The following is a 19,917-nucleotide window of genomic DNA, read 5'->3' as shown; positions in this document are numbered from 1 at the left end:
GCGTCGATCGGATCGTGACGGAAAGTCCGGACGACCTGCCGCGCCCGCCCGAACGCCCCGAAGCGGCGATGTGCTGCGGCCGGGGCTGCTGTCCGTGCATCTTCGACTATTATGACGACGCTTTCGCCCGCTGGCAGGCACTGGTGCGCGAGCGCGGGTTCGACCCTGCGGAGGTGACGCAGCGGCGCGACTAGAGCTTCGCCGCCACTCTTCGCCGGAAGCAATCGTGGGCATGGTCATTGACCAACCCGGCCGCCTGCATCCACGCATATACGATCGTCGGGCCGACGAACTTGAAGCCGCGCCTTTTCAGATCCTTCGAGACGCGCTCCGAAAGCGGCGTCGAGGCGGGAAGGCTGTGGCCGTCACCCTGCAACGGCTCACCATCCACGAAGCCCCAGCAATAATCGGCGAAATCCTCGCCGCGCTCCTGCATCGTCAGATAGGCGCGGGCTCCGCCGATCGTCGCCTCGATCTTGGCACGCGAGCGGATGATGCCGGGGTCGGCGAGCAGCCGCTCGATCTCCGCCTCGCCGAAGCGGGCGACCTTTTCGGGGTCGAAGCCTGCAAAGCCCGCGCGGAATGCTTCGCGCTTCCTCAGCACGGTGATCCAGGCGAGGCCCGCTTGGAAGCCGTCGAGCATCAATTTTTCCCACAGCGCCCGGCCGTCCCGCTCGGGCACGCCCCATTCCTCGTCATGATAAGCGCGCATCTGCGGATCGCCGCCTGCCCAGGCGCAACGTCCCGCGCTCACCGGATGGCTCCCAGATAGTCCCGCTTGCCGATCGGCACGCCCTTCATGCGCAGCAGCGCGTACGCCGTCGTGACATGGAAGAAGAAGTTGGGCAGCGCGAACCCCAGCACGTAATCCCGCCCGCTCAGCACGATCTCGCCCTTGGGCGGCAGGGCGATCTGCGCTTCCTCGCGACCGTCCATGCAGTTTGCCGGAACGCCCTTCAGGAAATCGACGGTGCGGACAATCCGTGCCTGCAGATCGTCGAAGCTGGCCTCTTTGTCCTCCATCGCCACGTTGGCCACATTGCCGACGCGCACCGCCGTTCCCTTGGCCGTGTCGCTGCAGCGCTGGATCTGCGCGGTCAGCGGGGCCATGTCGTCGAACAGCCGGGCTTCGAGCAATTCGGCATGCGGCAGTCCCCCTTCGTCCGCGAAAGCCCGGCCTTTGTCGAGAATCGCGGAGAGGCTGGAGAAGCCCCGAATGAACACCGGGACGCTCGCATCGTAGAGGGAAAGCGACATGATTCTGGTCTCCTTGCGGCTGGAAGCATATTCGGTACAGGCGAAGTGGGGATCGCACGAGCGAAGACGAAGCGATGACGCTACGGAAAGCGATGATTTTCGAGTCATGCACTCGGCAATTGCGGATGGCGCAATCGGTACTTGCTTCGTTCGCACTTGCGAAGTCGAATGATGCAGTGCACAAAGATCGGGCCTTTCAGGCATCCTCTCCTAAAACTTAAGGCCGTCCTTCGGGGCGGTCTTTTTTTATCCCGCGAGCTTTTTCTGCCGTCGCCGCTGGACGGACGATCCCAGCCCGAGCGCCTCGCGATACTTGGCGACGGTGCGCCGGGCTATGTCGAAGCCGCGCTCCTTGAGCAGATCGACCAGCGCATCGTCGGAGAGGATGTCGTCGGGCGCCTCGTCGGCGATCAGCCTGGCGATGTGACTCTTGACCGCCTGCGCCGATGCGGCCTCGCCACCGTCCGCCGACTGGATCGCGCTGGTGAAGAAGAACTTCAGCTCGAACAGCCCGCGCGGGCAGGCGAGATACTTGTTCGAGGTGACCCGGCTCACCGTCGATTCGTGCATGCCGATCGCTTCGGCGATGGTGCGCAGCGTCAGCGGCCGCAGATGCTCGACGCCCCGCTGGAAGAAAGCCTCCTGCTGCTTCACGATCTCGGTCGCGACCTTGACGATGGTGCGCGCCCGCTGGTCGAGCGCCTTCATCAGCCAGTTGGCGCTCTGCAGGCTGTCGTTGAGCCACGCCTTGCTGGTGCGATCACCCGCCGCGCTCGCCAGTTCGGCATAATAAGAGCGATTGACGATCAGCCGGGGCAGGGTGGCGTTGTTGAGCTCCACCGCCCAGCCGCCCTTCGCCATGGGCGCCACGAAGATATCGGGCACCACCGGCTGCGTCTCTGTCGCCGCGAACTGCAGGCCGGGCTTGGGATCGTAGGCACGCAGCTCGCGGATCATGTCGGCCATGTCCTCCTCGTCCACGCCGCAGATGCGGCGCAGGCGCGGCAGGTCTCCGCGCGCGAGGATGTCGAGATGGGCGATCAGCTTCTCCATGCAGGGATCGTAGCGATCCGCTTCCTTCGCCTGCAGCGCGAGGCACTCGGCGAGATCGCGCGCGCCGATGCCGGTTGGATCGAAGGTCTGCACCGTGCCGAGCACGCGCTCGACCAGACCCAGGGGCGCACCTAGCCGCTCGGCGATGTCGAGCAGCGGCACGGTCAGGTAGCCCGCATCGTCCAGCGCATCGATGATGTGACCCGCGATCAGCAGCGCATCGCCCGAGAACACCGTGCCTGCCTGCGCCATCAGGTGATCGGACAGGTTTTCAGCGCCGGCCAAGGTCTCCTGAAGATCGCCACCCTCGCCGCCGCCCGTGGCCGTGCCTGCGAGGCCGAGCGAGCCGTCCATGCCCTGCGCGCCGGCCAGATCGGACGGCGAGTCGTGGTGGAAGGTTTCCTCCGAATAATCGACGTCGAGCGGCGCGTCCTCGCCACCGCCATTGAGGCCGGCAAGCGCGTCGGTCGGCTCGGGTGCGTCGCCATCGAAGTCACCGTCCGGCTCAGCTTCGCGCACCTCCTCGGTCGAGCCCGAGTCGAGCAGCGGGTTCTTTTCCAGCTCTTCGGCGATGAAGGCCTCGATCTCGAGGTTGGAGAGCGCCAGCAGCTTGATCGCCTGCTGGAGCTGCGGCGTCATCACCAGCGACTGGGACTGTCGAAGGTCGAGGCGCGGGGCGAGGCTCATGATCTGTATCCGCTAGCGCGGATACGCTGCACCGGCCCGCTCCCCCACCCAGCCTCCCGATCCAGTATCATTCTGTCGGGAGGCTGGGTGGGGGAGCGGGCCGGTGCAGCCCGGTCCGGCGTAGCCGGACCACACATCAGAGCTCGAAGCCCTCGCCGAGATAGAGACGGCGCACGTCGGGGTTGGCGACCAGCGCTGCCGGCGAGCCCTGGAACAGCACCTTGCCATCGTAGATGATGCAGGCGCGATCGACGATGTCGAGCGTCTCGCGGACATTGTGGTCGGTGATCAGCACGCCGATGTCGCGGCGCTTCAGATCGCGCACCAGTTCGCGGATGTCGCCGATCGAGATCGGGTCGATGCCGGCGAAGGGTTCGTCGAGCAGCATGATCGAGGGATCGCCGGCCAGCGCGCGGGCGATCTCGCAGCGCCGCCGCTCGCCGCCCGACAGCGCGGTGGCCTTGGCGTCGCGCAGATGCTCGATGTGGAATTCGGCCAGCAGCGTATCGAGCCGCTCCGCCCGGCGCGCGGGATCGGATTCGGACAGCTCCAGCACCGAGGAGATGTTCTGCGCGACCGTGAGGCCGCGGAAGATCGAGGTTTCCTGCGGCAGATAGCCGAGGCCCAGGATCGCGCGGCGGTACATCGGCAGCGCGGTGATGTCCTCGCCGTCGAGCAGGATGCGCCCGGCGTCGGGCTTCACCAAGCCCATCACCGAATAGAAGCAGGTCGTCTTGCCGGCGCCGTTGGGGCCGAGCAGGCCGACCACTTCGCCGCGCGCCACCTCCATGCTGACATCCTGCAGCACGGGGCGTGAATCATAGGCTTTGGCGATCGAGACGATCGACAGCGCCCGCGTCGCCGGCGGCGTCGGGGAGCTTTCGCGGGGGGAGAGGATCGTGTCGTTCATGGGCGCCTTATGAATGCCGGCGGCATGTGGCAGGCTTCGTGCATAGCGATCAAGCCCCGACGGGGTGGGCCGGCTTATTTGCCGGCCGGTTTCGCCGCGGGCGTGGCCGAATTGTCGTTCTTCTGGGGCACGGTGAAGCGACCCGAGACGCGCCCGCCCTTGCCGGTCGATCCATTGCCGCCGACCGCGCCGCCATCCATGGTGGCCTGGTTGGTGTTGAGGTTGATCACCAGGCGCCCGCCGCGCACCGTGCTGGCATTGGGGCCGGTGCGATCGAGCGTTACCTTGCCGATCAAGGTCACCAGCCGCTTGTCGAGATCGTAGATGCCGTAATCGCCATGCGCCACCTCGGTCGGCCGGGTGACGACGACGTGGCCGGTTGCGTCCATGCGATGGACCTGCGGGCTGCCGCCGCCGCTCGGCCCGCTGTTCGCCATGCTGCCGGTATAGTTGGCGGTCACTCGGTCTGCGGTCAGCGTCATGTCCTGCTGCACGGCGCGGACATTGCCGGTCAGGAAGGCGCGATGCTCGAGATCGTGGACCTCCATATGATCCGCGTCGAAATCGACCGGCGCATTGCTGTCATGCCTGGCCGGCGCCTTGGCCTGCTGCGCCGTCGCGGCGCCGGCGATCAGGAGAGCGAGAAACGGCGCTGCGTGACGAAGGGTCATTTCGGCGATGTGGCTTTTTGCTGGGTGATATGCAAGCGGGCATGGCCGTTCAGCACCACGACCTTGCCATCGAGATCGGCATCCATCCGGTCGGCGCTGAAATTGCCGAGCGGCATCTTGCCGGTCACCGGGTTGCGGCTGGCTAGCTTGCGGGTCTGCATGTCGAGATCGACGTCGTGCGTGTCGAGCTGGTAGCCATCGGCGCTGCGGAAGGCGACCGGCCCGTCCAGCCCGACCTTCTGGTTGTTCATGTTGTAGGTGCCCTTGGGCGCGGTCAGCGTCGCCGGGCCGCCCTGCAGCGCGATGTTTGCCGCCAGCGTGTCGAGCTTCACGACCGGATCGGCCGAAGTCTGCTGCACCGCCGACGTGGCGGTGAGCGAGAAGGGCTGGCCCTTGTCGTCCTCGCCGCGATAGCGGGCCTGCGAAACCCGCATTCGCTCCTTGGCGACGGCGACGCGGTCCTTGGAGAGTACGAACGAGATGTCGCGGCCCGAGGTGAGCGGCGCAAAGCCCAGCGCCAGCACGAGAATCAGCACCGAGGCGGGCAGCGTCAACCGCGCCACCGCGATGATCCGGTCGTGGCTCGATCCCGGCATCGCCCATGTCCGCCGCTTGCGCCGCTCGGCGCGCGCGACGTCGGACAGGGGGCCGGCGACCGGATCAGGCATTCTTGTTTCCGAAGGAAAGCCGCACCGGCCCGCTCCCCCACCCGGCCTTCCACAGCGTATCCTGAATGGGAGGCCGGGTGGGGGAGCGGGCCGGTGCGGGAATCAAATCACGCATGGGCGAAGATATCGATCTCGGGCCAGCCGGCGAGGTCCAACTCCGCGCGCGCGGGGAGAAAATCGAAGCAGGCCTGCGCCAGATGCATCCGGCCTTCGCGGATCAGCCGCTCGTCCAGCTTTTCCTTCATCTGGTGGAGGAAGCGGACATCGGAAGCGGCGTAGTCCTTTTGTGCGTCGGACAGGTCCGGAGCGCCCCAGTCGGACGATTGCTGTACCTTGGAGACTTCCTGCCCGAGCAGCTCGCGCACCAGCTCCTTCAGGCCATGGCGATCGGTGTAGGTGCGGATCAGCCGGCTGGCGATCTTGGTGCAATAGACCGGCGCCGCCACTGTGTTCAGGTAATAGCGGATCGCCGCGAGATCGAAGCGTGCGAAATGATAGAGCTTGAGCCGGTCCGGATCGGCCAGCACGGTGCGCAGGTTTGGCGCTGCATAGTCGCTGCCGGGCGCGAAGCGGACGAGATGCTCGTCGCCGCTCCCGTCCGAAATCTGCACGACGCACAGGCGATCGCGCGGCGTGATCAGCCCCATCGTCTCGGTATCGACGGCCACACTCGCGCCTGGCGCGAAAACGTCGGCGGGCAGGTCTTCTTCATGAAAATGCACGGTCATGGCCCGCGCATAGGCCGTTGCAAGGCCGCGCTCAATGGCCCAGCCGCCCAAAACCCCGTTCGCAATGAGCGAAGTCGAAGTGCGGGCTTCAGCGATGTCGTTTGCGGCCCGTCCTTCGACTTCGCTCAGGACGAACGGAATGTGCGGGTCAGCGCTTCGTCTTGCGCTTGCGCGCCGCCATGTTGAGCGCCTCGACCCCACCCGAAAAGGCCATCGCGGCGTAGATATAGCCCTTGGGGATATGCACCCCGAAGGCATCGGCGATCAACACCGCGCCGATCATCAGCAGGAAGCCCAGCGCCAGCATCACGACCGTGGGATTTTTCGATATGAAGCGCGCCAGCGGATCGGCGGCGACCATCATCAGCCCGACTGCGATCACCACGGCCACGACCATGATCGGCAGCTCGCTGGTCATGCCGACGGCGGTGAGGATCGAATCGATCGAGAAGACGATGTCGAGCGCAATGATCTGCGCGATCGCCGAGCCGAAGGAGAGGCCGCTCTTGGCGCTGGCCTCGCCATGGCCCTCCCCGTCGGTGGACATGGTGTGGTGGATTTCCTTGGTCGCCTTCCAGATCAGGAACAGGCCACCGCCGAGCAGGATCAGGTCACGCAGCGAGAAAGCGGTTTCGAAGGCGGGATGGCCGTCGACCAGCGGGCCGTGCAGGCCGAGATCAATCACCGGCCTGGTCAGCCCGACCAGCCAGCTGATCGTGGCGAGCAAGGCGAGGCGCAGAATCAGCGCCAGTCCGATGCCGATTCGCCTTGCGCGCGTCTGCTGGTCGGGTGGCAGGCGATTCGAGAGAATCGAGACGAAGACGAGATTGTCGACACCCAGCACGACCTCCATCACGACGAGTGTGGCGAGGGCGGCCCAGGCGCCGGGATCGGCGAGGAGCGAGAGGATCGACTGCATGACCAGCCCTAGCTGCCCGAGTCGGGGCGTCTCGCCAAGCATTTCCATGTTGGAGCGTTGCAAACATGCCACTCGGCGGCGCACCGGCCTGAACCCACGATGAAATGGCTCGCAGGCCTGTGGATAATCCGTTATGACTCGCAATAAGCGCGCGTCTACTTTCGCGCCCGGAGGATCATGCGCTCGCCCGGCGCAGGTTCTCCAACGAGATATTGGGCGACCCGGGAAAGATTATTCCAGCATGAGTTTTGATCGTGGGCGGCGCGGGCAGCGCGGCGGCAGGGACAAGCGCGACGGCTTCGGCGGCGACGATTTCGGTGGCGGCAGCAGCTATGGCGGCGGCGGCTTTGGTGGTGGCGACCGCTTCGGCGGTGGCGGCGGCTTCGGCGGTGGTGACCGCTTCGGTGGCGGCGGCGATCGCTTCGGCGGCGGCGGCGGTGGTCGTGGCGGCTTCGGCGGCGGCGGCGGCGGCGGCGGTTTCCGCGGCGGCGGCGGCGGCTTCGGCGGCCCGCGCGGCGGCGGCATGCCCGCCCAGGTGATCGGCGAAGCCAAGGGCACCGTGAAGTTCTTCAACGGCCAGAAGGGTTTCGGCTTCATCGTCCGTGATGATGGCGGCGAGGACGTGTTTGTACACATCTCGGCCGTTGAGCAGGCGGGCCTCGCCGGCCTGGCCGAGGGCCAGACGCTGGCCTTCACGCTCGTCGATCGCGGCGGCAAGGTTTCGGCCAGCGATCTGAAGATCGAGGGCGAAGCGCTGCCGGTCACCGAGGCGCCCCGCGCCCCTGCCCGCCAGCTCACCGGCGAGAAGGCGTCGGGCACCGTGAAGTTCTTCAACCCGATGAAGGGCTTTGGCTTCATCCAGCGCGACGACGGCCAGCCGGATGCGTTCGTGCACATCTCGGCTGTGGAGCGCGCCGGCATGACCTCGCTCAACGAGGGCGACCGGCTCGAGTTCGAGCTCGAGGTCGATCGTCGCGGCAAGTATGCGGCGGTGAACCTGAGCGTCGTTCACGACTGATCCTTTCCCGGAGGGGGATGCCGAAGGCCCGGTCCGCGCCGAAGAGCGCAGGCCGGGCCTTTCTGCGTCCGGGCATCCACTTCCAACCGATCGGGATCGCGCCTAGACTCGCATTGCCGGCCCGAGCCGGCATGATCGAGAGGCGCCCGTCATGATGCCCACCCTGAGCGTGCTGGTCGTGCCGCTCTTTCTCCTCCTCGTCGCCGCACTCAAGAGCTTCGGCATCAACCAGGAATATGAGCGCGCCGTCGTCTTCCGCCTGGGCCGCGTCAAGGAACCCAAGGGCCCCGGCTGGTACTGGCTGATCCCCGTGGTCGATCGCGCGGTGAAGGTGGACATGCGCACCATCACGCTGGCGCTCGACACGCAGGAGACGGTCACGCGGGACGGCGTGGCGGTGCGGGTCAACGCGGTGCTATGGTTCCGTGCGACCAACCCGACGCGGGTCATCACCGTGGTGGAGGCGTGGCAGCGCGCCGTTCTGCAGGCGGCCGAGACCGGCTTGCGCGATACGATCGGCCAGGCCGATCTCGACCAGTTGCTCAAGGACCGCGTCGTCATCAACGAGCGGCTGATGGGGATGCTCGCCAAGGCGGTCGAGCAATGGGGCGTCGCGGTCGATGCCGTCGAGCTGAAGGATCTCGATATCCCCGAGAATATGCAGCGCGCCATCGCCCGCGAGGCCGAGGCGATCCGCGAGAAGCGCGCGCGCATCATCAAGGCGGAAGGCGAGAACGAAGCCGCCGCCAAGCTGGCCGAGGCGGCGGCGATGATCGGATCGAGCGCCGGCGCGCTGGAGCTGCGGCGGCTGCAGACGCTGTCCGAGATCGGGGCCGAGCATAATTCGACGGTCATCGCGATGCTACCCGTCGAACTGCTCGAAGCCGCCAAGGCGCTCGCGGTTCGCAGGGATTGACCGACCTTACCGTCAACGGGCAGCCGGTGCGCTATCGACTGGCGCCTGATACGCCGCTGCTCTTCGCGTTGCGCGACGTCTCCAACCTCACCGGTACCAAATATGGTTGCGGCACCGGCGAATGCGGGGCCTGCACCGTGCATGTCGACGGAAAGGCGGTGCGCTCCTGCCTGCTGCCGACCGCGCATGCGGAAGGCACCTTCGTTACCACCATCGAGGCGTTGTCACGCGATCGCGGGCATCCTGTTCAGCAGGCGATGGTGGCGGAAGGCGCGATCCAGTGCGGCTTCTGCACGCCGGGCATCGTGATGGCGGCGGCAGCTCTCCTCTCCGCCAATCCCTCGCCGAGCGACGCCGAGATCGGGGCGGCCATTACCAACCTCTGCCGCTGTGGCGTGCAGCCGCGTCTGATCCGCGCGATCCAGCGCGCAGCGCGGGCGGCGCGCGGAGAGGAAACGATCCTGGCGGCGCCACCGCCGGGCATCGATCCGGCCGATGCGGCGCGCGCCGTTCCCGCGCTCACCGGCAAGCCCTGAGTAAGCTGTCGCGTTGCTGACAGACTAATTCAGCGGCTTGTCAGCCGCGATCTGGCACAAAGGCGATCATGAGGCGTATTGGGCGCCGTCGACGAACGAGAGGGATAGCAGGATGCGACTGATGATAGGTGCGCTGCTTCTGGCATCGGTTGCCGCCGTGCCGGCCATGGCGCAGGACAGGCCGGACAGCGGCTGGCACCATGGCGGCGGCGGTGATCGCGGAGGAGACCACGGCGGTCACGAATCGCGCGGTGATGGCGGCAATCGCGGCGGCGGTCCTCAGGGCGGCGGCGCGCCGCAGGTTCACGCTCCGTCGCCGCAGCCGGCACAGCGGCCCGATTTCCAGCGTCCGCCGACGCCGCAAGGCAGCTTCGGCGGGGATCATGGTCGGCCTCCGCAGGGCAATCCCGGCTTCCAGCCGCAGGGCGGCGCGCCGGATGGCGGCCATCGCGTCTACGGCCGGCCGGACAATGGCGTGCAGGTGTGGCGCAACGATCGCGGCACCGCGCAGCGCCAGGACTGGAGCAACCGCCCCGGCGACCGTCCGGGCGGATGGGACCAGAATCACGACGGGCGCCCCGATGGAAATTGGGACCGGAACCATGACGGCCGCCCCGACGGCAACTGGGATCGCAACCGTGATGGCCGGCCGGACTGGCAGAATGGTGGCGGCCGCCCCGGTGGCTGGGATCGCGGCCGTGGCGGCTGGAACAACAACTGGCGCAGCGATCGCCGCTACGACTGGCGCGGCTGGCGCGATTCCCACCGCGATACGTTCCGCGTAGGCCCGTACCGCACCCCCTGGGGCTATCACGGCGGCTATCGCCGCTGGGGGATCGGTGTCCGGATCGACCCGATCTTCTTCGCGCAGGATTACTGGATCGACGATCCGGACTACTACCGCCTGCCGCCTGCCTATGGCAGCTATCGCTGGGTGCGCTACTATAACGACGCGTTGCTGGTGGATATCTACAGCGGCACGGTGGTGGACGAGATACCGGACTTCTTCTGGTAAGGTATCGCCGACCGAAAGGAGGCCCGGTGCAGCCCGCTGCGCCGGGCCTCCTGCTTTTTGGCCGTGCGCCGTTCAAGCTGAATGGTCGATAAAACTCCCATTCCTCGCCGGTTCAGTCGCCTGGGTGCAACCCATCCTCGTCGGCGCGATCGGGTCCATGATCGCGCCGGGATTTCAGAGGAGTGACCGTCATGCGTAAGTTCATCCTTGCCCCCGCCCTGCTGGCCACGCTGACCCCGGCCGCCGCCATGGCGCAGTCGGCCCGCGAGGTCCGCCACGACAATCGCGAACTTCGTCAGGATCGCCGCGATCTGCGCGATGCCCAATGGCGCGGCGATCGCCACGATGTCCGCGACGCCCGCCGCGATCTGCGCGATGACCGCCGGGAGCGTCGGGACGACTGGCGCGACTTCCGCCGCGCGCATCCCGACACCTATCGCATCGGCGGCTATGCCGGCCCGCATCGCGGCTGGGCCTATCGCCCGGTGCGCGTCGGCTACCGTTTCGATCCGGCTTTCTATGGCCAGCGTTACTGGATCGATCCGGTCCGCTTCCACCTCCGCCCGGTCGCGTCGAACCTGCGCTGGATCCGCTACGGCAACGATGTGCTGCTGGTGAACGTCCGCACCGGCCGCGTGCTCGAGGTCAACAACGGCTTCTTTTACTGAGGGCTGTTTGAGGATGCGCGAAAGAGCGCATCCTCGCCGCACCGGCCCGCCCCCCCACCCGGGCTCCCAAACAGCGTATCCTAGATGGGAGGCCGGGGTGGGGGGCGGGCCGGTGCGGCACCACCAAAGAAGAGCCGGGGTGGTTCATCTCCCTAAGACACCTATTGCTCCGATAACCAACCGGTCCTAGCGTCGCGCGCATCACCTTCGGAGGACTTATGCGCTCTTTCGCGATGCTGCTCGCGGCGACCCTGCTCGCCACGCCCGCTTTCTGCCAATCCGCCGTTCCGGCTGCCGCCGCCCAGTCGCCCGAGGACAAGAAGCTGCTCCAGCTTTTCCACGACAGCGACGAGGCGATGCTCAAGCGCCAGCCGCTCCAGGCGCTGGTGCGCGGCGACCTGCGCTATGCCGACCGGCTCGGCGATTTCTTCAGCGACAAGGCGCTCGCCGAAGGCAAGGCCGCCGACGAGAGCGACCTGAAGACTCTCGCCACGATCGATCGATCGAAGCTGAACCCCACCGACCGGATCGCCTACGACGTGTTCAAGTGGCAGACCGATCTCGATCTGCGCAGCTACGCGCCGGATATCCTGAAGGAGACGATCGAGCGCCCGATCGACCATTTCAACGGCATTCACATCTTCTATCCGGACATCGCGTCCGGCCAGGGCGCGGCACCGTTCAACACGGTGGCGGACTATGAGAACAACCTGAAGCGCCACCAGGATTTCATCCGCAATCTCGACGAGGCGATCGTCCGCTTCAGGCAGGGCATGAAGGATGGCATCGTCCAGCCCAAGCTGGTGGTGAACAACGTCATCGACCAGCTGGACCAGCAGATCGCAGCCGGCGTCGAGGGCTCGCCTTATTACGGGCCGGTCAAGAAATTCCCGGCGGGCATCCCCGCTGCCGATCAGGCGCGGCTCACCAACGAATATGCCGACACGATCCGCACCGGCATCATTCCCGCCGAGACGCGGCTGCGCGATTTCCTGAAGACCGAATATCTGCCGCACGCCCGCGACGCCGTCGGCCTGTCGGCGATGCCCGGCGGGGCCAAGCTCTACGCCTATCTGATCGAGAGCAACACGACGCTGCCGCTCACCGCCGAATATGTCCACAATCTCGGCCTCTCCGAAGTCGCGCGCGATCTCAAGGAGATGGAGGTCCAGAAGGAGAAGGTCGGCTTCAAGGGCACGCTCCCGCAATTCTTCGACTATCTGCGCACCGATCCGCGCTTCCAGCCCAAGAGCGCGCAGGAGCTGCACGACACCTACATGGCGATCCGCCAGACGGTGCTCGCCCATGTGCCCGAGCAGTTCAGCTTGGTACCGAAATCCCCGCTCGATATCCGCGCGACGCCCGATTATCGCGAGAAGACCTCGGCCGGTGGCGACTATTCGCAGGGCACGCCGGACGGATCGCGGCCGGGCGTGTTCTACTACAACACCTACGATCTCCCCTCGCGCTACAATTGGGAGACCAACTCGCTGTTCCTGCACGAGGCGATCCCGGGCCACCATTTCCAGATCAGCATCGCGCAGGAGAATGCGTCGCTGCCGGCCTTCATGCGCTTCGGCGGCAATACGGCCTATGTCGAGGGCTGGGCGCTCTATTCGGAAACATTGTGGGGGCCGATGGGGCTGGAGACCGATCCGTATCAGCGGATGGGCGGTCTCTCAGACGACATGCTGCGCGCGATGCGGCTGGTCGTGGACAGCGGCATCCACGCCATGGGTTGGACACGCGACCAGTCGATTGCCTACATGCTCGCCAATTCGCCGATGTCCAAGACCGACGCCACCGCCGAGGTGGAGCGCTATATTGCGATCCCGGGGCAGGCGCTGGCCTACAAGATCGGCCAGCTGACGATCCTCAAGGAGAAGGCCAAGGCGCAGGCGGCGCTGGGATCGAAGTTCGATCCGCGCGCCTTCCACGCGCAGGTGCTCGATACCGGTGCGCTGCCGATGAGCGTGCTGGAGAAGAAGATCGACACCTGGATCGAAACCCAGAAGGGGAAATAAGCCCGCTGCGGGGCGCTGGCCTAGCTCAGCGTCCCGAACGGCAGCAGCTGCTTCGCCAGCTTGGATGCGCCCGCGCCGTCGCCCGCCTGTAGCATCGGGATGATCCGCTGGGCGGCGCGCTGCATCACGCGGTCGATCGGGCCGGGCGCCGGCTCGCTCGCGGCACGCTGGGCGAGGCGGAGCGCGGTCGCGGTGTCCGAGCTGTCGAGCTTGATGCGGATCAGTGCCGCATAACCGGCGAAGAAGGAGCGGTTGCCGCCCATCGCCACCGCCTTGTCGAGCGCCGCGAGACCCGCGTCGCGATTGGCGCCGAGCAGCGTGCGCGCGAGGAAGTTGCCGAGATCCCCCACCGCCGTCAGGTGCCAGCCCGCCATGGCGATCTGCGCCTCGGGATCGCGCGGGTCCGAATTGGCGAGCGACTGGATCAGGCCGTGCGCGGTCTTTGCGTCGGTCGGCGAGCGCTTGAGCTGGCCGCGATAGCCGATGCCGAGCGCCTGCTGCAGCTTGGCCTCGCGGTCGCCGGGCGACTGGGCGAGGATGGCCTGTGAATCGCTGATCGCCTGATCGACCAGCGCAAGCGCCTGCCCCTTGTCATGGGTGGCAAAGGCGGCGCGGATCAGCTCCTCGCGCGGCGAGGCGGCATGAGCGGGGGCGACGCAAGCAACGATGGCGACAGCGGCGACGGCAAGACTTTGAAAACGCATGGCCTCTCCCTGAGCCACCGGCGATGAAGCTGACATGAAGCATGCCGGCTCCCGCGCCGGCGGGTCGGTGGCCACCCCGGTGGCCGCGCCGTGCGGAAACGGCGCGGCCGATGCGGTACGCCATGAGGGCGCACGCACACCAGTCCGAAAGGGGTGGACCGCGCGCGAAAACGCGCCGCGGCCAATTCGGTTCAGGCCTCTCGGGCCAGCGCGTTGGAAATCAGCGCACGTGTCTCCGAAACGCCATAGAGCGCGATGAACGAGCCCATGCGCGGCCCCTGCGAGGAGCCGAGCAGCGTTTCGTACAGCACCTTGAACCAGTCGCGCAGGCCTTCCTTTCCGTAGTGCGTCTTGCCGATCTCGTAGACGTGGTTCTGGAGGACCGCCGCGGGTTCCTCGTCAGGGCGCCCGGTGCCGTCGTCTTTCGCCAGCAACTCTTCCAGTTCCTTCAGCGCGACGGCCTCCTGCGCGGTCGGCGCACGGCGGCGCAGCGAATCCGCGATGAAATCCCGGAAATAAGCGAGTGCATAGTCCAGCAGCCGGTCGAGCGTGGGATGCGTCTCGGGCGATACGTTCGCGGCGTAGCGCTGCAGGTAGCGCCACAGCAGAGCCTTGTCGTCGGTCAGCGCCACGCTGACCAGATTGAGCAGCAGCGCGAAGTTCACCGGTAAGTCGACCGTAGGCACCTTGCCGAGATGGACGTGGTGCACCGGGTTGCCGAGCTGCTGCTCGACCGGCTGGTTCGGATAGGCGGCGAGGAACTGGTAATATTCGTCCACCGCCTTGGGGATCACCGAGAAGCTCAGCTGGCGCGCCTTCCTGGGCTCCCGATAGATGTAGAAGGCGAGGCTCTCGATCGGGGCGTAGGTGAGCCACTCCTCGATCGTCAGTCCGTTGCCCTTGGTCTTGGAGATCTTGGCGCCTGCCTCGTCGAGGAAGAGCTCGTAGTTGAAGCCCTCGGGCGGGCGGGCGCCGAGCGCGCGCGCGATCTTGCCGGACTGCGTGACCGAATCGATCAGGTCCTTGCCCGCCATCTCGTAGTCGACGCCGAGCGCCACCCAGCGCAGCGCCCAGTCGACCTTCCACTGCGCCTTTGCCTGCCCGCCCAGCACCGATTGCTCGCGGCGCTCGCCCGTCTCGGGATCGGTGTAGGCGATGATTCCGGCCTCGGCGTCGACCACTTCTATCGGCACCTGCAGCACCTTGCCGGTCTCGGGATGGATCGGGAAGATCGGCGAGTAGGTCTTGCGCCTCTCCTCGCCGAGCGTCGGGAGCATGATATCCATGATCGCTTCGTAGTGGCGAAGGATCGCGCGCAGCGTGTCGTCGAACCGGCCCGACGGATATGCGGTGGAGGCGGCGAGGAATTCGTAGTCGAAGCCGAAATGATCGAGGAAGCTGCGCAGGCGCGCATTGTTGTGCGCGGCGAAGCTGTCGTGGGTGCCGAAGGGATCAGGCACGCGGCTGAGCGGCTGGTCCAGATAGGGCAGCAGGCCTTCGGGATTGGGCAGGTTGCCCGGCACCTTGCGCATCCCGTCCATGTCGTCCGAGAAGGCGACGAGGCGGGTCGCTGCGCCGCCGGTCATTTCCTCATACGCGTTGCGTACCATCGATGTGCGCGCCACCTCGGTGAAAGTGCCGATGTGCGGCAGGCCCGAGGGACCGTAGCCGGTCTGGAATAGCACGGCCTCTGGTTTGCCCTCCGGCCAGCGCTTCATCAGCTTGCGGGCCTCCTCATAGGGCCAGGCCTTGGATGCGAGAGCGGCGGTGCGAAGGGTCTCGGTGTCGGTCATAACCGGGCGCTCCTAGCCGAGCGGCGCCCGTTTCGCTACCGGCGATCCGGCGCGGCGCCCGGCTGCAACACCCGGACACAATCGGCAAATCGCCTATGACGTGCCGCGCCTAGAACAGCCTCAGGTCGTCGCGACACCCCCTGTGGTCCGACGGCCAGCACGGCTTCGCGTGACCCCAATTGGCGGGCCGTGCGCGGGGCCGGCCATCCCTCTGGCCGGCCCCACCCCCTCATTTTCCGAACGAGCGGAGCGCCATCGCCATGCGCGCCTCGGACGGGCTGATCACGCCGTCATGGTTCATGTCGGCCATGTCGAACAGCTGGAGCGGATGCTGCTCGGCCTGTTCCAGCGTTACGCGGCCGGTGCCGTTCGGGTCGGCATGATCGAACCAGTGGCCGCCGACATGGGTGAAGGGATTGCTGTCGCCGCCGGCGGCCGCCTGCTTGGCGCGGAAGGCGTCGAACTCCTCGCGGGTGACGATGCCGTCATGGTTCGCGTCGATCCGCTGGAACTGCACCTTGGCGGCGGCGATCACCTCGGCGCGCGTGATCGGGTGGTCGGGGAGATCCTGCGCGGAAACGGTGGTGGCGAGCAGGGAAGCGGCAATCAGGGCAACAATCTTCATGATGAGAAACCTTCGAAAGACTGTGCGGCTCCTAGCCGGCGGCGGCTGTATGCCGGTTGAATGCAGCTGTTTTCCATTCGTTCTCGCATGCCTATAGAGGAAGGGTGACCTTCCCGCTGCCGCCCCTTGCACTCCACGCCACGCACGGCGGCATCTGGCTCGCCGAGCGTGATCGGGGCGTCCGTGGATTGGCTAGGGGCGAGGCGATCGCGCTCGCCGCCGAGCGACCGCTGGTGATGCTCAACGCGCCGCTGGTCGGGCAGCGGCTGGGCTATGCCGAGATCAGCGGCCTGGATCTGCTCGAACTGTTCGCCTTCGTGGCGCCGGCGCGCTTCGCGGTGCCGACTCCGGCCGGCATGGCGCGCGCGCTCGGTTTCGATCCGCCGGAGAGCGATGCGGCGGCCACTACGACCTTGCTGGACATCGCCGACGTCATCCTCGGCACGGTCGAGCAGGATTGGCCCGAGAAACACGGCGCATGGGATGTCGCGCAAGCGCTCGGGCGGCTGCGCTGGCCGTGGGCGCAGGCTCTGATCCAGCGGATGAAGGAGCCCGAGCGGCCCGAACGCGGGCTGTTCGCCAAGCTGCCCGAATGGGAGGAAGTGGCGCCGAGGCCGCAGCCGCGCACCGTCACCATCTCCGATGGCGATGCCGTGGAACGGCTCGGCCAGCTCACCGGCGCCGGATCGGAAACGCGCGAGGGCCAGAAGCTCTACGCCGCCGCCGCGACCCATGCCTTCGCGCCCCGCGCTGGCGAGGGGCGACCGCGCGTGATGCTGGCGGAAGCCGGCACTGGAATCGGCAAGACGCTCGGCTATCTGGCGCCGACCAGCCTGTGGTCCGAACGCGCCGAGGGGACGGTGTGGATCTCCACGTACACGCGCGCCCTCCAGCGCCAGCTCGATCGCGAGACAGAGCGGGTCTTCCCCGATCCCGCCGAGCGTCGCCGCCGGGTGGCGGTGCGCAAGGGGCGCGAGAACTATCTCTGCCTGCTCAATCTGGAGGACGCGCTCTACGGTGGCTTCCAAGGCCGTGCGGCGGTGCTGGCGCAGCTGATCGCGCGCTGGGCGGCGTACACGCGCGACGGGGACATGGTGGGCGGCGATCTGCCCGGCTGGCTCACAACGCTCTTCCGCCGTGCCGGATCGACCGCGCTCACCGACCGGCGGGGCGAGTGCGTCTATGCCGGCTGCCCGCATTATCGCCGTTGCTTCATCGAGCGATCGATCCGCCGGGCCGAGGAAGCGGACATCGTCATCGCCAACCACGCGCTCGTCATGCTGCTCGCCGAGCGGCGGCGTGACGAGCAAGGTGGGCGGGCCTTGGGACGCATCGTGTTCGACGAGGGGCATCACCTCCACGACGCGGCCGACACCACCTTCTCGGCCGGGCTGACCGGGCAGGAGGCGATCGAGCTCAGGCGCTGGATCGTCGGGCCGGAGCGCGCCTCGCGCGGGCGACGGCGAGGGCTCGCGGCGCGGCTGGCGGATGTCGTCTCCTACGATGGGGCCGGCGCCGTCGCCCTGGAGGGCGTGATCGCCGGATCGCAGGCCTTGGTCGCGACCGACTGGCTGGCGAGAATCGCCGAGGGGATGCCTCTCGGCCCGATCGAGAAGCTGCTCTCGGCGGTGCGGGACATCGTGCTGGCGCGCGCCACCGCGGCGGATGCGGGCTACGGCATCGAGACGGAAGCGGCAGCGCTCGACGGCCCGATCGTCGAGGCGGCGGGCGAGGCCTCGGCGGCGCTCGAGCATCTGATGCGACCGATGGTGGCGCTGGGCGGCCGGCTGCTGGCGGTGCTGGAGGAAGGGCCGGATTGGCTCGACGGCCCGGCCCGCGCACGGATCGAGGGCGCGATGGCGGGCCTCCAGCTGCGCGCCCGGATGATCTCGGCCTGGCAGGCGCTGCTCGGGCGGATCGGCGGCGCGCCCGATCCGGATTTCGTCGACTGGCTGGCGGTCGATCGCGTCGAGGGGCGGGAGTTCGATATCGGCATCCGCCGCCACTGGCTCGATCCCGGCCGGCCCTTGGCGTCGGTGGTGCTGGCGCCCGCGCAGGGCGTGCTGGTCACCTCGGCGACGCTCACCGGCCCCGGTGGCGACTGGGCGCGGGCCGAGGCGCGTACCGGCACGCGCCATCTCGACACGGTGGTCGAGCGCTTCGTGGCGAAGAGCCCGTTCGATTACGCCGCCCAGGCCGAGGTGCTGATAGTAACCGACGTCAAGCGCGGCGATCTCGCCGGCCTCGCCCACGCTTATGCGCGGCTGGTCGAGGCTTCGCGCGGCGGCACGCTCGGCCTGTTCACCGCGATCGCGCGGCTGAAGGCGGTCTATGCCCGCATCGCCGATCGCCTCGCCCGCGAAGGCCTGCCGCTCTACGCCCAGCATGTCGATCCGATCGATACCGGCACGCTGATCGACATCTTCCGCGACGATCCCCACGCCTCGCTGCTCGGCACCGATGCGCTGCGCGACGGCATCGACGTGCCCGGTCATTCGCTGCGCCTCGTCGTGATGGAACAGGTGCCGTGGCCGCGCCCCACCGTACTGCACGCCGCGCGGCGCGCGGTCGGCGGTGGATCGGCCTATGACGACGAGGTCGTGCGCGCCCGGCTGGCGCAGGCGTTCGGGCGGCTGATCAGGCGCGGCGACGATCGCGGGCGCTTTGTACTGCTCTCCTCCGCCACGCCTTCGCGCCTGCTCGATGCCTTTCCTCCCGGCGTGCCGATCCGTCGGGTGACGCTCGACGAGGCGGTACGATCGGTCGCCTCCGGGCTTCCCAACCCGGGCCATATCGGGCATCACGCGCCCGAATCAGCCGGGAGCGGAGACGTGGCATGAAGAGGCTCATCACCTTCCGCCACGCCAAGTCCGGTTGGGACCAGCCCGCCACCCGCGATTTCGACCGCGCGCTCAACGACAAGGGCAAGCGCGCCGCCGCCGTGATGGGGCGGCACATGCGCGCGATCGGCATGGAGTTCGATACGGTGATCGCCTCGCCGGCGGTGCGTGTTGTCGAAACGCTGGATGCGATGTTCGACGGCTACGGCAAGCGCCCGGCAGTGGGCTGGGATCGCCGGGTGTATCTCGCTTCGTCGTCGAACCTGCTGGAAGTGCTGCAGGAGGCGCCCGATTCGGCGGGCACGATCCTGTTGGCCGGTCACAATCCAGGCATCGAGGAACTGGTGCTCAGCCTCTCCGCCGACGCCGGTGAGGAGGAGATCCGCGCGCGCAGCGAAGTAGAGGAAAAATACCCTACCGCCAGCGTCGCCGAGTTGACCTTCGAGGTCGATCATTGGGCCGATGTCGACGAAGGCGGCGGCCACCTCGTCCGCTTCGTCCGGCCGCGGGATGTCGATCCGGCGCTGGGCCCCGATCGAGTGAGCTAAGCGGCGGCCAGAGCCTCGGCCAGTGCCGCGCGGATTGCCTTGAGCTCGCCGATCGGCAGCGCCGCGACAGGCGCAGCCGGAATCTCGTCGCCGCTTTTTGCTCCCAGCAGCTTCTGAACCCCCTTCACCGTATAGCCCTCCGCGTTGAGCAGACCGTGGATGCGGCGCACCAGCGCGACGTCCTCGGGCCGGTAATAGCGCCGGTTGCCTGCGCGCGTGACGGGCTTCAGCTGTGGGAATCGCGTCTCCCAGTAGCGCAGCACGTGCTGCGGCACGCCGATCTCGTCCGAGACCTCGCCGATGGTGCGGAAGGCGGTTGCGGACTTATCGGTCATTG

At 67.4% G+C, this 19,917-nt stretch carries 21 protein-coding genes; 9 read left to right on the top strand and 12 right to left on the bottom strand.

The features are described from left to right. Window positions 1–14: 14 nt before the first annotated feature. A complete protein-coding gene (locus tag HZF05_RS08070; protein ID WP_220129766.1) occupies window positions 15–194 on the top strand; it encodes an oxidoreductase-like domain-containing protein in 180 nt (59 codons plus the stop codon). On the opposite strand, the gene HZF05_RS08065 is transcribed toward HZF05_RS08070, so the two are convergent. The 8 genes from HZF05_RS08065 to HZF05_RS08030 form a co-directional block, all read right to left on the bottom strand. After that, window positions 191–754: a DNA-3-methyladenine glycosylase I gene (locus HZF05_RS08065; RefSeq protein WP_160366277.1), complete on the bottom strand. Its 564-nt coding sequence runs from the start codon at window positions 752–754 to the stop codon at window positions 191–193. The two genes, HZF05_RS08070 and HZF05_RS08065, sit on opposite strands and share 4 nt — an antisense overlap. After that, window positions 751–1,257: a DUF1993 domain-containing protein gene (locus HZF05_RS08060; RefSeq protein WP_160366276.1), complete on the bottom strand. Its 507-nt coding sequence runs from the start codon at window positions 1,255–1,257 to the stop codon at window positions 751–753. Before HZF05_RS08060 ends, HZF05_RS08065 begins: the two co-directional genes overlap by 4 nt. A 246-nt stretch (window positions 1,258–1,503) precedes the next feature. After that, the gene (gene rpoN / locus HZF05_RS08055) at window positions 1,504–2,997 is read right to left on the bottom strand and encodes an RNA polymerase factor sigma-54 (protein ID WP_160366275.1); all 1,494 of its coding nucleotides are present in this window, start codon (window positions 2,995–2,997) and stop codon (window positions 1,504–1,506) included. A 136-nt stretch (window positions 2,998–3,133) separates the two neighbouring features. After that, on the bottom strand, window positions 3,134–3,907 hold the full coding sequence (gene lptB / locus HZF05_RS08050; RefSeq protein WP_160366274.1) for an LPS export ABC transporter ATP-binding protein: 774 nt from the start codon (window positions 3,905–3,907) through the stop codon (window positions 3,134–3,136). A gap of 74 nt (window positions 3,908–3,981) precedes the next feature. Then, complete coding sequence (locus HZF05_RS08045; protein WP_160366273.1) at window positions 3,982–4,578, bottom strand: LptA/OstA family protein; 597 nt, start codon at window positions 4,576–4,578, stop codon at window positions 3,982–3,984. Further along, window positions 4,575–5,246 (bottom strand): LPS export ABC transporter periplasmic protein LptC, encoded by a 672-nt coding sequence (gene lptC, locus HZF05_RS08040; RefSeq protein WP_160366272.1) that lies wholly within the window; start codon window positions 5,244–5,246, stop codon window positions 4,575–4,577. The genes HZF05_RS08045 and lptC overlap by 4 nt, the downstream gene beginning before the upstream one ends. 107 nt (window positions 5,247–5,353) lie before the next feature. After that, a complete protein-coding gene (locus HZF05_RS08035) occupies window positions 5,354–5,974 on the bottom strand; it encodes a ribonuclease D (protein ID WP_160366271.1) in 621 nt (206 codons plus the stop codon). A 148-nt stretch (window positions 5,975–6,122) separates the two neighbouring features. Continuing rightward, the gene (locus HZF05_RS08030) at window positions 6,123–6,893 is read right to left on the bottom strand and encodes a TerC family protein (RefSeq protein WP_160366293.1); all 771 of its coding nucleotides are present in this window, start codon (window positions 6,891–6,893) and stop codon (window positions 6,123–6,125) included. A 241-nt stretch (window positions 6,894–7,134) separates the two neighbouring features. Here HZF05_RS08030 and HZF05_RS22125 point away from each other — a divergent pair, with 241 nt between their 5' ends. The 6 genes from HZF05_RS22125 (at window position 7,135) to HZF05_RS08000 (ending at window position 13,070) form a co-directional block, all read left to right on the top strand. Next, a complete protein-coding gene (locus tag HZF05_RS22125) occupies window positions 7,135–7,911 on the top strand; it encodes a cold-shock protein (protein WP_160366270.1) in 777 nt (258 codons plus the stop codon). A 151-nt stretch (window positions 7,912–8,062) separates the two neighbouring features. Continuing rightward, window positions 8,063–8,827, top strand: a complete 765-nt coding sequence (locus HZF05_RS08020) for an SPFH domain-containing protein (protein ID WP_160366269.1) — start codon at window positions 8,063–8,065, stop codon at window positions 8,825–8,827. Continuing rightward, window positions 8,824–9,363, top strand: coding sequence for a (2Fe-2S)-binding protein (locus HZF05_RS08015; RefSeq protein WP_160366268.1), 540 nt, complete (start codon window positions 8,824–8,826; stop codon window positions 9,361–9,363). The genes HZF05_RS08020 and HZF05_RS08015 overlap by 4 nt, the downstream gene beginning before the upstream one ends. A gap of 112 nt (window positions 9,364–9,475) precedes the next feature. After that, window positions 9,476–10,378 (top strand): RcnB family protein, encoded by a 903-nt coding sequence (locus HZF05_RS08010; protein WP_160366267.1) that lies wholly within the window; start codon window positions 9,476–9,478, stop codon window positions 10,376–10,378. A 191-nt stretch (window positions 10,379–10,569) separates the two neighbouring features. Beyond that, window positions 10,570–11,046, top strand: coding sequence for an RcnB family protein (locus HZF05_RS08005; protein WP_160366266.1), 477 nt, complete (start codon window positions 10,570–10,572; stop codon window positions 11,044–11,046). Between the two features lie 218 nt (window positions 11,047–11,264). Beyond that, complete coding sequence (locus tag HZF05_RS08000) at window positions 11,265–13,070, top strand: DUF885 domain-containing protein (protein ID WP_160366265.1); 1,806 nt, start codon at window positions 11,265–11,267, stop codon at window positions 13,068–13,070. A 20-nt stretch (window positions 13,071–13,090) separates the two neighbouring features. Here the strand turns inward: HZF05_RS08000 and HZF05_RS07995 are convergent, their stop codons facing one another. The 3 genes from HZF05_RS07995 to HZF05_RS07985 all read right to left on the bottom strand — a co-directional run bounded on the left by HZF05_RS07995 (window position 13,091) and on the right by HZF05_RS07985 (window position 16,192). Next, complete coding sequence (locus tag HZF05_RS07995; protein WP_160366264.1) at window positions 13,091–13,774, bottom strand: hypothetical protein; 684 nt, start codon at window positions 13,772–13,774, stop codon at window positions 13,091–13,093. Between the two features lie 191 nt (window positions 13,775–13,965). Further along, window positions 13,966–15,567 carry a lysine--tRNA ligase gene (locus HZF05_RS07990; protein WP_160366263.1) on the bottom strand — a complete coding sequence of 534 codons (1,602 nt, stop codon included), beginning with the start codon at window positions 15,565–15,567 and terminating at the stop codon, window positions 13,966–13,968. 229 nt (window positions 15,568–15,796) lie between these two features. Next, window positions 15,797–16,192: an EF-hand domain-containing protein gene (locus tag HZF05_RS07985; RefSeq protein WP_160366292.1), complete on the bottom strand. Its 396-nt coding sequence runs from the start codon at window positions 16,190–16,192 to the stop codon at window positions 15,797–15,799. Between the two features lie 104 nt (window positions 16,193–16,296). On the opposite strand from HZF05_RS07985, the gene HZF05_RS07980 reads away from it, so the two are divergent. Beyond that, complete coding sequence (locus HZF05_RS07980; RefSeq protein WP_160366262.1) at window positions 16,297–19,032, top strand: helicase C-terminal domain-containing protein; 2,736 nt, start codon at window positions 16,297–16,299, stop codon at window positions 19,030–19,032. Beyond that, window positions 19,029–19,580, top strand: coding sequence for a SixA phosphatase family protein (locus HZF05_RS07975; protein WP_160366261.1), 552 nt, complete (start codon window positions 19,029–19,031; stop codon window positions 19,578–19,580). The genes HZF05_RS07980 and HZF05_RS07975 overlap by 4 nt, the downstream gene beginning before the upstream one ends. Here the strand turns inward: HZF05_RS07975 and HZF05_RS07970 are convergent. Next, a complete protein-coding gene (locus tag HZF05_RS07970; RefSeq protein WP_160366260.1) occupies window positions 19,577–19,915 on the bottom strand; it encodes a MerR family transcriptional regulator in 339 nt (112 codons plus the stop codon). The genes HZF05_RS07975 and HZF05_RS07970 overlap by 4 nt on opposite strands. Window positions 19,916–19,917: the final 2 nt, after the last annotated feature.

The sequence above is a fragment of the Sphingomonas chungangi genome, from assembly GCF_013778325.1.
In the GTDB taxonomy this organism is placed as follows: domain Bacteria; phylum Pseudomonadota; class Alphaproteobacteria; order Sphingomonadales; family Sphingomonadaceae; genus Solisphingomonas; species Solisphingomonas chungangi.
Note: the sequence above shows the minus strand (reverse complement) of the source record. Positions and strands in the feature narration are given on the sequence as shown.

Excerpts from the sequence above, each read along its gene's own strand:
- HZF05_RS08060 (WP_160366276.1), bottom strand. The coding sequence starts at position 1,257 with ATGTCGCTTTCCCTCTACGATGCGAGCGTCCCGGTGTTCATTCGGGGC.
- rpoN (WP_160366275.1), bottom strand. The coding sequence starts at position 2,997 with ATGAGCCTCGCCCCGCGCCTCGACCTTCGACAGTCCCAGTCGCTGGTG.
- lptB (WP_160366274.1), bottom strand. The coding sequence starts at position 3,907 with ATGAACGACACGATCCTCTCCCCCCGCGAAAGCTCCCCGACGCCGCCG.
- HZF05_RS08045 (WP_160366273.1), bottom strand. The coding sequence starts at position 4,578 with ATGACCCTTCGTCACGCAGCGCCGTTTCTCGCTCTCCTGATCGCCGGC.
- lptC (WP_160366272.1), bottom strand. The coding sequence starts at position 5,246 with ATGCCTGATCCGGTCGCCGGCCCCCTGTCCGACGTCGCGCGCGCCGAG.
- HZF05_RS08035 (WP_160366271.1), bottom strand. The coding sequence starts at position 5,974 with ATGACCGTGCATTTTCATGAAGAAGACCTGCCCGCCGACGTTTTCGCG.
- HZF05_RS08030 (WP_160366293.1), bottom strand. The coding sequence starts at position 6,893 with ATGCAGTCGATCCTCTCGCTCCTCGCCGATCCCGGCGCCTGGGCCGCC.
- HZF05_RS22125 (WP_160366270.1), top strand. The coding sequence starts at position 7,135 with ATGAGTTTTGATCGTGGGCGGCGCGGGCAGCGCGGCGGCAGGGACAAG.
- HZF05_RS08020 (WP_160366269.1), top strand. The coding sequence starts at position 8,063 with ATGATGCCCACCCTGAGCGTGCTGGTCGTGCCGCTCTTTCTCCTCCTC.
- HZF05_RS08010 (WP_160366267.1), top strand. The coding sequence starts at position 9,476 with ATGCGACTGATGATAGGTGCGCTGCTTCTGGCATCGGTTGCCGCCGTG.
- HZF05_RS08005 (WP_160366266.1), top strand. The coding sequence starts at position 10,570 with ATGCGTAAGTTCATCCTTGCCCCCGCCCTGCTGGCCACGCTGACCCCG.
- HZF05_RS08000 (WP_160366265.1), top strand. The coding sequence starts at position 11,265 with ATGCGCTCTTTCGCGATGCTGCTCGCGGCGACCCTGCTCGCCACGCCC.
- HZF05_RS07995 (WP_160366264.1), bottom strand. The coding sequence starts at position 13,774 with ATGCGTTTTCAAAGTCTTGCCGTCGCCGCTGTCGCCATCGTTGCTTGC.
- HZF05_RS07990 (WP_160366263.1), bottom strand. The coding sequence starts at position 15,567 with ATGACCGACACCGAGACCCTTCGCACCGCCGCTCTCGCATCCAAGGCC.
- HZF05_RS07985 (WP_160366292.1), bottom strand. The coding sequence starts at position 16,192 with ATGAAGATTGTTGCCCTGATTGCCGCTTCCCTGCTCGCCACCACCGTT.
- HZF05_RS07975 (WP_160366261.1), top strand. The coding sequence starts at position 19,029 with ATGAAGAGGCTCATCACCTTCCGCCACGCCAAGTCCGGTTGGGACCAG.
- HZF05_RS07970 (WP_160366260.1), bottom strand. The coding sequence starts at position 19,915 with ATGACCGATAAGTCCGCAACCGCCTTCCGCACCATCGGCGAGGTCTCG.